The organism is Clostridioides sp. ZZV14-6154, assembly GCF_020657785.1.
Classification (GTDB): domain Bacteria; phylum Bacillota; class Clostridia; order Peptostreptococcales; family Peptostreptococcaceae; genus Clostridioides.
Genome location: NZ_JAGWCY010000001.1, coordinates 950,796 through 963,780, shown reverse-complemented (window position 1 = coordinate 963,780; position 12,985 = coordinate 950,796). Strand labels below are relative to the sequence as shown.

Below are 12,985 nucleotides of genomic sequence, written 5' to 3'. Positions count from 1 at the left end.
AATTAATTTTATTGCATTATATATTAACTTATAGCACATAGTGGGAATTTTATCATCAATTTGTCGAACGATTGTGATTAATTATATAGTAGAATGCTTGTTATTAATTATACATAAATTGGAGTTTTAATTTAATAAATCTATAAAGGTACTTATAATTTATTTATAGTTGACACATTTAAAATTAAATATCTATTAAATTTTTTATTTTATCAACATCTATATACATACCTTGTGCAATAGACCTTCCATCAATTGCAGAAAGATTACATTGTTTATACATAACTGTAACAATTTGACCATTACGCTTTATAAATCTGTATAAAAAAGGTTCAATCTTATTTGTATCAATCATTTCTAAGCTTTTTTTATAAACGAAGTCTAAATCATCTGGATGAACAATTGCTCTTAAGTTGCCACTCATTTCACCAAAAAATTGTTCTTTTGTATAACCTATAATATCAAACATTTCTTCGTTCATATATGTAATAATCATATCACCAAATAAATCATAGCGAATGATACCTACAGGTAGCATTGAATAAAATTGTGATAAAGTACTACTTTCATCTAGATGAGTATTTGTCATTTTAGGTATTGAATATGATTCAAATTCATTTATATAGCCAGCAGTTTTAATTAAATCTAAATGTATTTTTGTTAAGATTAATTTATTTTTTGAAATAATACAATTTGCACTAAAATAGAAATTACTATAATTTTGACAACCTGTAGTTTCATCAGATAAAACAGCTTCTCCACTAATTAGTAATGAATCTGAACTAACATCATGTGGAGTTATACTTTTATAAAGAATAGAAAATTTTTTACCTTTGATATGTTTTTCAAAGTATTCTATTACCTCAGGAAAAGATGTAAGTTCTTTTTTGTTATAAAAATCAAACCATTTAATATTTTCAATAACATTTGCTCTTAGTTTTTGCATATCTTGCATAATAAAAAATGCATCAAAGATTTTTTCTATTAAAGATTTTCCTATATCAGAATATTCAATAGACATTTTGCCTGAAGTATTTTTTTTAGATAGTAACTTTTCAAATTGCTTACATTCCATAGGTTTTGCATAATAAAAACCTTGAGCAATGTCACAGTTTATGCTTTTGATAAACTCTACTTGTTGTTCTGTTTCAACCCCTTCACACACTGTAAGTATACCAAGAGCTCTTGCAATATTTATTATAGAATATAAAATTGTTGTATTTTTAAAATCGTTTAAGTTATGAGATAAAAATATTTTATCAATTTTTATTACATCAAAAGGAAGGTTTTGTAACATACCAAAAGATGAATATCCAGAGCCAAAATCATCCATTGATACAGAAAAACCAAAAGAACGCAATTCATTTAGTTGTTGAATAATTGTATTTGTATTTTCTATCAATATATTTTCTGTAATTTCAATGCTAAAATTTGATGTAGCTACATTATATTTCTCAGCGATACTTTTTAAAGTGCTTGGAAAATTAGGGCTAAAAAAATGAAGACGAGAAAAATTACAACAAATTGGAACAAACACATCATTGCTATCAATCCATCTTCTTATATTTATACAGTTCTGTTCGAATAAATATAAATCTAATTCTATTATCAATCCAGATTGTTCAAATAAAGGTATAAATTTATCTGGAGTGAGAAGCCCTTTAAGAGGATGTCTCCAGCGTGCAAGTGCTTCACATCCAACTATAGTATTACTTTTTATATTATAAAGTGGTTGATAAAATACCTCAATTTGTTTATCTAATAAAGCGTATGATATTTCTGATAAAAATTCTTTATCATTTTCTAATTTATTATAAAAATTATTATCTTTAAAATCAAATGAAATGTATCTATTCTTACCTTCACTTTTAGCTTTCTTTAAAGCGCTATATACTTGATTTAAAAGTATTAAAGTAGTTATATCTGATTTACCATCCCAAATTGCACTACCAATACTAAATGTAACATTAGAATAGATTTCTTTTTCATTAGGAAGTTGTATTTTTAATTCCCTAGCGCATTTTATAATAGATGTTCCCATATCATCTAATTCTTCCTTCGATACATTTGGGATAGCAATTAAAAATCCTTCTCCTTTTAAATGGCCAACTATTCCTTTAGATTCTGGAACATAATACAATAGTTTTTGAGTAAGATTAATTAATAAATTTTCTCCCACTAGGTATCCATATATATCATTGAATAATTTAAAGTTATCAATATTTAATAACATAATTCCAATAGAAGTATTTTTTGAAATACAATTATCAATATATTGATATATAAATTTTCTATTTGGTATTTTAGTAAAAAAATCTATTTCGTTTGAGACTTTTAATTTACAATTTCTTTTCTCTAAATCTTTAGACAATAGTTCTACTTTTTTATTTAACATTTTTATATAATCATAATTTGGCATAGTATTCCCCCATAAGATACTTTGATTTTTTGATAATAACTGTGTTTATACTAAAAATATTTAAATGTTAATTAATATTTGAACAATATACTGAAATAATATATTAATATCATTAAATTTATAAAGCGATATTTCGGAAATAAAAAATAGTGTATAAAAATATAATGGCATAGGTGTAAATATAAAGTCAAATATATCTTTTAAAAAGCTTAAAGTCAGAAATGTCATAATCAATATTATAATAGAATAATGAACAAAGTATAGATATATTTAGATAGTTAACTAAATACAATTTATTTTTGAAACCTTGTTTTAGAAGATTTTTTAGTATATTCTAAAATAGAATTAGGAAAATAGACGAGTTATTTATTTTTAAGAAAAAATATAATTATGGAGGACTTTATTATATAAATGAAAGATTATTATAAAATAGGAGAAATATCTAAAATATATGGTATAGGTAGAGATTCTTTAATGTACTATGAAGAAATAGGAATTCTAAAACCATTTAGAGATACCAATGGATATAGAATGTATAATATATCTGATATATGGAAATTGAATTTGATAAAAGAATTTAGAAGTTTGAATTTTCCAATGAAAAAGATAAAAGAATATTTAGATGATAGAAGTATAGAATCTACAAAAACTATATTAAATGAAGAACTTGATTTAATTGACAAAAAGATGCTTGAGCTTGTAAGTCACAAGGAAAATATCATAACAAGATTAAGTTCAATTGAAAGTGTGATTCAAAATACTAAAATAGACGAGATAGAAGTTGTATATATAGAAAAAAGGAAAGCCTTAGAATTAAATGCTGATATAGAAAGAGATGAAGATTTTGATTTCTTAATTCAAAAGCTTCAAAAAGAATATGAAGACAGATTTAATATACTTGGAAATAATAATATTGGTTCTGCTTTTTCTATTGAAGCAATCAATAATGGTATCTTTAATGAGTTTAAGTCTGTATTTTGTTTTTTGGAAGATAATGAGGAGATATATAATATAGTTTTTGATGAAGGGTATTATGTAACATTAAATTATACTGGAAGTAACTCCAATAATAAAATATATATGGAAAAAGTATTTAGATTTATAGAAGAAAATAACTATAAAATAAATGCGGCACCAATAGAGATATATAAAATAGATATACATGAAACTGGAATTGTAGATGAATTTGTAACTGAAATTCAAGTTCCTATAACTAAATAGCTAAATTTTAATGGATTAGACAATAAATAATATAAAAAAATGTAAATTTACCACTAATTTGCCACCGTATTATAAAATCGGTGGCAAATTATATTTTAAGACCTTCTAAAATATTTACTGTTTCATTTTTCATTTTATGAGTGACATAAGAGTAAGTCTTAATTATATTTTATATTAGTTAAAGTATAAGTATATAGTGCTTAGATTGAAAATTAGTAATAATTATCTTTATATTTATATCCAGTTAAGAATATATAATTTTGATTTTCGACAACATTTATTATTTGTTTACTATATAATTTAATTAGTAATGTATAAAGAGGGGGATATAGGATGAAAATTAAGGAATTATTAAAAATTAATATCAACATTTATCAGACATAAATCTTATTAGATTAATAGTTATGGATGATAAAGTAGTTAACTTAATGTTTTGGAGGGGAATTTATGTTTGAGAAGTTTAAAGTATTAAAAAGTTGGCAAAAGATATTAATTGTTATTATAGGAATTTTATTATTACCATTAACATTATTATTATTTTCTATTTTATTTTTAGTAAAAAGTATAAATAAAAATAGTAATAAATTAGTAAAAACATTAAAAGTTGTTATAAGCTTATTTGTGGTATTTATACTCTTAATGTTCAATTGGGTATGGTGGGGAGCAACGCTCAAAGTAGTAACAGAACCTAATTTGAATGAGCAACAAGTAATAAAAAGAAAAGAAGAAGAACAGGATATAAAAGACAATGAAGTAAAAGAAAAACAAGAATTAAAAGCAAAAGAAGAAAAAGATAAATTAGAGCAACAAAAGAAAAAAGAGTTAGAAGAAAAGAAAAAACAAGAGGATTTAGAGTTAACTCAGAATGAAAAGGAAGAAAAGGAAAAAGCAGAAAAACTTGCTAAAGAAAATGCTGACAAGTCAACAGAAAACGCTCAAGCTCCAAATCCTAAGACTGAAGAATCAAATCCAACCAACCAAAAAACATCTGAAACTGTATATGCAAATGGAGGAAAATCTAAATCAAATAAATATCATTCTTCTCCTACTGCACATAATATGGAAGGTGCAATTTCAATGAGTAGAGAAGAAGCAGAAGCAAATGGATATGTAGCTTGTAAAACATGTTATTAGTAACAAAGAAATAGACTAGTGTTTAGCTAGTCTATTTTTTATATTATATCTCTAAAGATTCTATAAGAGGATTATCACTAAACAACTTTAACAGATTCGTCTTTTTATATCCTTTAGGTAATTTAGTATAGATAATTACTTCTAGCCAATCTCCATCAATGCGTTTAATATTCATATTTATAATTTCAATTTTAGACTGTTTAAATTTTTCTTCAATATATGAGATTGAATCGGTGCTGTTAGAAATTTTAAGAGAAACCTGTTCTGCTGTAGGGAGTTTCATCCATTTCCTATCTCTATGAAGTAGTATTTGAGTGATAACGATAATAATGCTTGAAACAATACCAAGTAAGTATAATCCACAACCAATTGCAAGACCTGTACCTGCTGTCGCCCATATACCAGCAGCTGTAGTAAGTCCGCTTACTGATTGATTTCTGATAAATATTAATCCTGCTCCTAAAAAACCTATTCCACTGACAACCTGTGCTGCAACTCGAGCAGGGTCTAAACCAATACCTGGAGTACCTACTACATCATCAAATCCATATTTGGAAACAATGATTATAAGTGCTGATCCTAGTGCTACTATAAAATGAGTTCGGATTCCAGCTTCTTTTAGCCTATTCTTTCTTTCATATCCAATCAAAGCTCCACATAAACCAGCAATAATGATTCTTGCTATATATTCAAATTGAATAAGTATATGATTATTCATCTATCTAGCACCCCCTTTTATGTAATATTATATATACTATAACACTACATTTTTTATGTGGATATAGTAACATTTGAAAATTATATGATTGTTGCATCTAAATCTAAAATATGAAAAAGTATTTTATGTATATAAAAATGGTATAAGGGATATATAAGATTATATGATTAAAGAGCAAACTTAAATTAATTAAGATTACTCTTTATAATAGTAAATATTTTTATTTACAATAATTAGACAAAAAAATGTCTGTATTTTTTATATCTGCAAAACTATGTTGTAAGGATGCCATAAATACTTGATGTACAGTTTCAGAAGAAATCTCTTTGTCATCCCAAAATAAATTTTTTGTTGTGCAAGCATCGCTTATAAGAGTAATATCGTATCCAAGTTTCTTTGCTGTCCTTACACTTGTATCAATACACATATGACTCATCATTCCACAAATCACTAATTTATCTATGTTTTTTTCTTCAAGACAACTTTGTAAACACGTTTTAAAAAAACTATCTGGTGTATGTTTAATGATAATTTCTTCATTCTCAAGTGGAAAAACAATTTTATTTATCTTTGAACCATAAGTGTCAGGTAGAAAGAATGATGCAGTTGAACTCATTGATATATGCTGTACATGAATAATTGGTAAGTTATTTTTTCTAAAGAGTGTCAGTATTTTTTTAGCATTTTCAGCAGTTTTTTCTGTATTAAATAATTCACATTTCCCATTTTTAAAATAATCATTTTGAATATCAATTAAAATTAAAGCTATAGACATATTTATACCTCCTTATATGTTTTTATTATAATACTGCTAAATGAAATGTAAATTACTTACTTTTTGGTATGTATAGAACTATTTATTATAACAGATTCCTTTATTGTCTAAAAATTCTTGTTGTCCATGTTCAAGCATATATTCTATACCTATTTCTTGCATTATCTCTACGGCTTGTAACATTTTTTTGCCACGATTAGTAAGAAAATATTCAGTATGTAATGGATATCCAGTTGAACTGATTTTATCAACAATACCAAATTCTCGAAGTTCTTTTAACTGTTGGATTAACATTTTTTGACTTATTCCATCTATACTATGCTCTAAGTCAGAGAATGTTTTATTACATTGTCTCAATTTAAATACAATTATAGTCTTCCATTTTCCTTTAATGATATCATGTACAATTTCAAGAGGGCATGTATATTCATCTCTTATTTTTATAATATATCACCTCCATAAAATGATAATAAATTATATCACTGCTTTTATAATAGGACAAATCTATATGAAGTATATATAAAATTTGTGTTTTATTAAGTTCTAAATTTCTTCTAATATAGTTCACACTTAGTACATAAATAGTTAGTAATATATAAGTAAGTAATATATTTGATACAAATTAAATAATTTAAAAATAATTTATGATAATTTAGAGGAGGAAAATATATGAATATATCAAGAAAAGCTATGAGAATAATAGAATTAGCACAAAGGATTGCAACTAAAAGAGGTATCTCAGTAGAGGAAGCTTGGGATGAGGCATTAAAAGAATATAAACAGAAATACCAACATATTGCATAGAAATTTACAAATATAGTTCAATTTTGTAAAGTAGAAAATATCATATAATCACTGATTGATTTTTCTGAAAAAATTATGAATTTACAAATTTAAATTATTTTAAAAAATTTAGAATATTTAGTAGAAGTTAATAACTTTAAATGATACTATAAATTATAAGGTATATCATTATTAACACAAAAGGAGGATGTACACTTGATTGTAAAAATAGATAATACTTTAGAAAAAAAATTCTGGCAATATGTATCACATGAAGAAAGTTTAAACTTATTTATAATTGGATATGTTGAAAACTATGGATTTAGTTCTGATTCTCAAGAAGTGTGGTCTCAGACAAAAGAAGGAAGTATAACTTCTATAATATTAAAAAATAAATCAACATTTATAATCTATAGTTTAGAAAATAATTTTGATGTAGAAGAAATGGAAAGCCATATAAAAGGATTAGATATAGAAAGTATAAGTGGAAAAAAGTGTGTAATAGATAGACTAGTGAGTATATACAAAGATTTTTATGAAAAATTGGATAATAAATTTTGTATATTAAAGAAAATAAAAGAGTTGGATTTTTCTACTATGAATGAATATAGGATAGAAAAGGCATATGAAAAAGACATTGATGAAGTAGGAAAACTTTTAAATGAATCAGGATATAAGGTAAGTCCAAAATACATAGAAGCAAGAAAAGAATACTTAAAAGAAGGTAATGTAAGAGGATATTTCATAAAAGATAATAATATTATGATTAGTACTGTATCAACTGGTATGGAAACTAGTTTTTTGGCAATGATAGTTTCTGTAAGTACAGACAAAGAGCATAGAAAAAAAGGGCTTGCTAGTTATATGGTGTACAATTTAAGTAAAGAACTATTGTCAGAAGGGAAAATACCATGTCTTTTTTATAATAATGAAATAGCAGGAAAAATATATCATAGTATAGGATATGAAGAGACAAATGAATGGACAATACTTTTTAAATAATTCTAAAAACACAAAACTCCATCAAGAATTAAAGTATTTATAAATAGATTTATTTTTACTATAATTCATGAGGGAGTTTTATTTTAATTAAAATGTTATTTTTTACTGCTTAAATAGTCAAGCGTTTTAAGCTTGTAACCTTCTTTTTCCCAATGTGTAAGTACTTCATCCAATATCTCAGTATTAGTTGAAGAATTTGGATGTAATAGAACTATTGCACCAGGATGTGTTCTAGAGTAAATTTTGTTTTTAGCAAACTCATGAGTAGGTTGTTTCTTTTCATACCAATCTACATAAGCAAAACTCCAAAATATAGATTTATAACCCAAGTCTTGTGTGTATTTTAGAGATTGTTCACTAAATTTACCCATTGGTGGTCTAAAATATTTAGGCATTTCTTTTCCAGTAACATCTTTATATGCTTTTTCTACACTTACAATTTCTTCTTTGAATTTTTCAAAATCTGTAATTCCAGCCATTGATGGATGACTTTTTGAATGATTACAAACCAAATGACCTTCTTTTTCCATACGTTTTATTAAATCTGGATTACTTTTTATATAACTTTCAACTACGAAAAACTGTGCCTTTGCATTGTGTTTTTTTAGTGTATCTAGTAACTTTGGAGTGTTCCCACTTTCATATCCAGCATCAAATGATAAGTATATAACTTTTTCATTAGGGTTTCCTACATAATATGAGTCATATTTCTTAAAAAAATTGGCTTCTTTTATAGGGGAGGGTTGTTTACCATCCTCTCTAGGGTTAAAATACCAATCGTATTCATGTGTATCAAGTGTTGGACTAGAAATTTGAGTTTTTGTTTTATCTAGTGATTTAAAGTTCATACTAGCAATTCCAAAAAGTATTAGAGCAAATGCCCCTATCATAATGTATTTTTTTAGGCTATCTTTTTTCACAATGTCACCTCTTATTTAAAATTTCAAGTAAATCTTTCTTACAATATAGTTTGAATATTTATAGTTAAAAATATTCATATATACAAATAATAAATTAAAGAAGTTTTTTTAAGATATATAAAATAATATTAATTATCTTAAACAAAATACATATAAATGATAAAATATAAGGAGCAATTATTGTGTAGAAGTTAAATTGGTTTAACTTGAAGGGATATAAAAATGGATAATATAATAAGTATATTAAATGATGTTGTTTTTTTAGATATAGAAGTTAGTGGAATAGACTATTTAAATTCAGAAATTTTAGAAGTTGGAGCTGTTAAAATTGAAGATTGGAAAGCTGAGACATATCAATCGTTAATAAAAAATAAAGCTGAAGTGCCTATAGAAGTATTCTCTCTATGTGATAATCTTAAGAAAATTGATTTAGAAGACGCTTTTAATCTAGAAATGGTAGAAGAGGAGTTAAGAAATTTTGTAGGAGATAGTCTGATTATATGTCATGATTTAAGTTTTAAAAGAAAGTTTTTTGAGTACTATATGCCAAAGCTAAAAAATAAATTGATTGATTCAATTGAGTTAGCAGTTATTTTAGAGCCATATCATAAGGATTATAGTTTGGGGTATTTAAAAAGTATTTTAACTAGCGATAAATCTGAGACCAAGAATAGAGCTTTATCAGATGCTATTGATACTATAAATATTGTAAATTCTCTTTTAATAAGATTTAATAATCATGAGAAAGCTAGTCTAGAGCCATTAAGTTTTAAAATAAATTCCTATCTAAATAAGTTTAATCTTGGAAAATGGGAATGGAGTAAATTCTTAGAAGAAGCAAACTATGATTTATTTCATGATGTAAGTATTATAAAAGAACATGAAGAGTTTAATCCAAAAGGAGAAAATGTAAAGGAAAAAGAAACTTTAAAAATTTTACGTGAGCAAGAAAAGAAATATGAAGAATTATTAAAATATAAGCATATCTGGGAAAGTAAAGAAGGATTTACATATGAATATAGACCAGGTCAGTATGAGCTTACTAAGGCAATACGAGAATTGTTTAGAAATAATGAAGATGACGAAAAAATTGCGTGCATAGAGGCACCAACAGGGATAGGAAAAAGTGTTGGATACTTATTGCCAGCTATATTAGAAGCCAGAATTAATAAAAAAAGATTACTAATTTCTACCGATACAAAAGAATTGCAGATACAATTGATAAATAAAGATATTCCAAATGTGTTAAATTCTTTAGGGTTAAATGGTAAAGTAGGTTATGGATATATAAAGGGAAAAAACAACTATATATGTATAGACAGATTAGAAGCATATATAGTAGATTATGAGTCTCAAGAACCTACTAAAGAAGAAATCTTATCTTTAATATTTTTAGAAAGATTAGTTGAAGGTGGCAAATATGGAGATATAGAAGAAATAAACTATTGGGTGTTGGATAACTTCAAGGAAATAAATACTCACTTAAGAAATATAAGTTGTGACCCAAACATGTGTAAACCTAAAAAATGTAAAAAAGATTGTCTATATAAAAATAGGACAGAAGAGTTAAAAGATGAACATATAACAGTAATAAACCACTCTTTACTGGCTAAATGGCCATATAAAGATGAAAAGCCTTTAGAAAACATAATAGTAGATGAGGCTCACAATTTAACTGAAAAAGGATATGATTTTTTTTCAAGTATCATAAATTCAAAGTCTTTAAGATACTTATTGCAAGAAATTTATCCTTATGAATTTATACAAGAGAGTAGTTTTATTTATAAAAAAACTAATAGAAACATGAAGAAAATAAAGGCTTTTGATAAATTCTATCATATATTAAAAATTGAAAGAAAAGATAAACAAAAGATTGCTAGGAGTATAAATCTTATTATTGAAGAAATAGATTCAATATTATCATTTGGTAACTGTAGCGAATATAATAATGTAAGCAATTATAACCTAAGATGGGAATTAAATTTACAAATAGATGAAGTAGCAGGAAAAATAAAAAAAGATGATATAGATGCTGAAGTTAGCTATAGATTATATAGTGAAAAGATAAAACTAAGTTGTGAAAAAATAATAAAAAATTTAGTTTCAATAATAATTGTAATTTATAGGAATATTGATGATGATAGTATAGATAAAGAAGCAGATATATATAAGTTTGGAAAAGCAAAGACAAGAGATTTAGAGGATATAAAAATTGTTTTTGAAATTTTCTTGGAGTATGATGAGAATGACGACTATGCAAGAATAGTTGAAATTGAAAAGAATTATAATGATTTTGAATTTAGAGTAGTTCCATTAAAAATAGCAGATTTGTTTGAAGAAAATATTTTATCGCAGTTAGAGAAAGGAATATTTTTATCAGCAACCTTAAGTTTATCTGAAAACATGTCTTATTTTAAAAATACATTGGGAATAGATAGGGTTAAGAATATAGAAAAAATTATAGAACCAATTTTTGATTATAAGAATATGGTTTCTGTAGTCGCATTTTCTGATATTTGTGAGTATAAGAATACTGAATTTCCAAATGAGATAAGTAAAATTATATCGAATATATCACGCATTACAGAAGGGCATACATTAGCTCTGTTTAATAGTAAAAATAGACAAGAAAAAACTTATGAGATATTAAAAAAATATTTGCATGGTTTAAATTTAGAAATTTATGCTAATAAAAAAGGTGTTAGACATCTTAATGATTTAAATAGAAAGTGTGTAGTACTTGGTTCAAAAGGCTGTTTTGAAGGAGTTGATATTCCAGGCGATGGTTTGGTATGTGTAACTTTGGACAAACTTCCTAATTTAAACCCTAAAGACCCTTTGTATTATACTATAATGAAGAAGTATAATGTAGATTATTATAGTATAAATTATCCGCAGATGACTATAAAAGTAAAGCAAGCTATGGGAAGACTTTTAAGAAGTAAATATGATTATGGATGTTTTGTGATTTTTGATGTTGGCACTAATATAAGCACATTAAAAAGGCTAGAGCAAGATTTGCATGGTTGTAAAATTTTAAAGATGAATAGTAATGACTTCTATACTTATGCAAAACAACACTTAAATAAATCTAGAAGCCTAATACTAAAATCTGTTATATTTGATACTATAAAAGCATTACAGGTCAATACTAAAATAGATAATGATGACGTTGATAAAAATACTATAAAAAAAGATATCAATGAAAATATAAGGCAAAGAGCTGTAAAAGGAGAGGTATATCATATAGATATTGAAAATAAAGATATGAAAGTAAAATATTTCGATAAAAATTATTTGATAAATCTAGATGTATTTATGAGAGAAAAACATAAAAACTAATGGTGGGAGTGATATATTTGGCAAAACAAAAGTTTTATGCTGTGAAAAAGGGCAAAAAAATTGGAATATATGATACATGGGATGAGTGTAAAAAACAAGTAAATGGATTTTCAGGAGCTGAATACAAGAGTTTTGCTACATTACAGGAAGCAAAAGAATATGTTTATGGAGCAACAAAAACAATATTTAAAGAAGATGAAGAATTTATAGAGGCATATGTTGATGGTAGTTATGAGCATTCAATAAAGATGTATGGTTCAGGTGTTGTAATTCTAAAGAGTAATGAAGTCATAAAAACTTATAGTAAAAAGGGAAATGAGCAAATTCTAGTAGGTATGAGAAATGTGGCTGGTGAGATAGAAGCTTCTAAAATTGCAATGCAGTACTGCATTGATAATAATATTCAAAACCTGATTTTATATTTTGATTATGAAGGTATTGAAAAGTGGTGTACTGGAGTTTGGAAAACAAACAAAGAAGGAACTATAGCATATAAAAACTTTTATGATAGTATCAAAACTAAGTTAAATGTCAAATTTATGAAAGTTAAAGCTCATTCTGGAAATAAATACAATGAAGAAGCTGATAAGCTAGCTAAAAAAGCTATTGGTATATAATTAGAAATTAGCATACCGTTAAAAATTTATTGACTTATAACAAAAAAAGCAGGA

The 12,985-nt window shown here is 25.4% G+C and carries 11 protein-coding genes; 6 read left to right on the top strand and 5 right to left on the bottom strand.

All coding sequences use genetic code 11. The features are described from left to right. Positions 1 to 184: 184 nt before the first annotated feature. Complete coding sequence (locus tag KGF45_RS04765; protein WP_227827290.1) at positions 185 to 2,419, bottom strand: EAL domain-containing protein; 2,235 nt, start codon at positions 2,417 to 2,419, stop codon at positions 185 to 187. 411 nt (positions 2,420 to 2,830) lie between these two features. Here KGF45_RS04765 and KGF45_RS04760 point away from each other — a divergent pair, with 411 nt between their 5' ends. Both KGF45_RS04760 and KGF45_RS04755 read left to right on the top strand, forming a co-directional pair. Further along, positions 2,831 to 3,640 (top strand): MerR family transcriptional regulator, encoded by an 810-nt coding sequence (locus KGF45_RS04760; RefSeq protein WP_227827291.1) that lies wholly within the window; start codon positions 2,831 to 2,833, stop codon positions 3,638 to 3,640. A 447-nt stretch (positions 3,641 to 4,087) separates the two neighbouring features. Continuing rightward, positions 4,088 to 4,774: a hypothetical protein gene (locus KGF45_RS04755; RefSeq protein ID WP_227827292.1), complete on the top strand. Its 687-nt coding sequence runs from the start codon at positions 4,088 to 4,090 to the stop codon at positions 4,772 to 4,774. Positions 4,775 to 4,817: 43 nt separating this feature from the next. Here KGF45_RS04755 and KGF45_RS04750 read toward each other — a convergent pair whose 3' ends face one another. The 3 genes from KGF45_RS04750 to KGF45_RS04740 form a co-directional block, all read right to left on the bottom strand. After that, positions 4,818 to 5,492: an MgtC/SapB family protein gene (locus tag KGF45_RS04750; protein ID WP_227432770.1), complete on the bottom strand. Its 675-nt coding sequence runs from the start codon at positions 5,490 to 5,492 to the stop codon at positions 4,818 to 4,820. Between the two features lie 220 nt (positions 5,493 to 5,712). Further along, on the bottom strand, positions 5,713 to 6,267 hold the full coding sequence (locus KGF45_RS04745) for a cysteine hydrolase family protein (RefSeq protein ID WP_227827293.1): 555 nt from the start codon (positions 6,265 to 6,267) through the stop codon (positions 5,713 to 5,715). Positions 6,268 to 6,345: 78 nt separating this feature from the next. Beyond that, positions 6,346 to 6,624: a winged helix-turn-helix transcriptional regulator gene (locus KGF45_RS04740; RefSeq protein WP_413926581.1), complete on the bottom strand. Its 279-nt coding sequence runs from the start codon at positions 6,622 to 6,624 to the stop codon at positions 6,346 to 6,348. Between the two features lie 312 nt (positions 6,625 to 6,936). On the opposite strand from KGF45_RS04740, the gene KGF45_RS20045 reads away from it, so the two are divergent. Both KGF45_RS20045 and KGF45_RS04735 read left to right on the top strand, forming a co-directional pair. Next, on the top strand, positions 6,937 to 7,071 hold the full coding sequence (locus KGF45_RS20045) for a hypothetical protein (protein ID WP_255287760.1): 135 nt from the start codon (positions 6,937 to 6,939) through the stop codon (positions 7,069 to 7,071). Positions 7,072 to 7,266: 195 nt separating this feature from the next. Beyond that, on the top strand, positions 7,267 to 8,052 hold the full coding sequence (locus KGF45_RS04735; protein WP_227827294.1) for a GNAT family N-acetyltransferase: 786 nt from the start codon (positions 7,267 to 7,269) through the stop codon (positions 8,050 to 8,052). 95 nt (positions 8,053 to 8,147) lie between these two features. On the opposite strand, the gene pdaA is transcribed toward KGF45_RS04735, so the two are convergent. Beyond that, positions 8,148 to 8,972 carry a delta-lactam-biosynthetic de-N-acetylase gene (pdaA, locus tag KGF45_RS04730; protein ID WP_227827295.1) on the bottom strand — a complete coding sequence of 275 codons (825 nt, stop codon included), beginning with the start codon at positions 8,970 to 8,972 and terminating at the stop codon, positions 8,148 to 8,150. Positions 8,973 to 9,194: 222 nt separating this feature from the next. Here pdaA and KGF45_RS04725 point away from each other — a divergent pair, with 222 nt between their 5' ends. Next, positions 9,195 to 12,314 carry a helicase C-terminal domain-containing protein gene (locus tag KGF45_RS04725; protein WP_227841933.1) on the top strand — a complete coding sequence of 1,040 codons (3,120 nt, stop codon included), beginning with the start codon at positions 9,195 to 9,197 and terminating at the stop codon, positions 12,312 to 12,314. Positions 12,315 to 12,331: 17 nt separating this feature from the next. Continuing rightward, positions 12,332 to 12,931, top strand: a complete 600-nt coding sequence (locus tag KGF45_RS04720) for a ribonuclease H family protein (protein ID WP_227827297.1) — start codon at positions 12,332 to 12,334, stop codon at positions 12,929 to 12,931. The last annotated feature ends 54 nt before the right edge of the window (positions 12,932 to 12,985 follow it).

What these genes read in the sequence shown, in the direction of transcription:
- KGF45_RS04765 (WP_227827290.1), bottom strand. Translation starts at nt 2,419, where the DNA reads ATGCCAAATTATGATTATATAAAAATGTTAAATAAAAAAGTAGAACTA.
- KGF45_RS04760 (WP_227827291.1), top strand. Translation starts at nt 2,831, where the DNA reads ATGAAAGATTATTATAAAATAGGAGAAATATCTAAAATATATGGTATA.
- KGF45_RS04755 (WP_227827292.1), top strand. Translation starts at nt 4,088, where the DNA reads ATGTTTGAGAAGTTTAAAGTATTAAAAAGTTGGCAAAAGATATTAATT.
- KGF45_RS04750 (WP_227432770.1), bottom strand. Translation starts at nt 5,492, where the DNA reads ATGAATAATCATATACTTATTCAATTTGAATATATAGCAAGAATCATT.
- KGF45_RS04745 (WP_227827293.1), bottom strand. Translation starts at nt 6,267, where the DNA reads ATGTCTATAGCTTTAATTTTAATTGATATTCAAAATGATTATTTTAAA.
- KGF45_RS20045 (WP_255287760.1), top strand. Translation starts at nt 6,937, where the DNA reads ATGAATATATCAAGAAAAGCTATGAGAATAATAGAATTAGCACAAAGG.
- KGF45_RS04725 (WP_227841933.1), top strand. Translation starts at nt 9,195, where the DNA reads ATGGATAATATAATAAGTATATTAAATGATGTTGTTTTTTTAGATATA.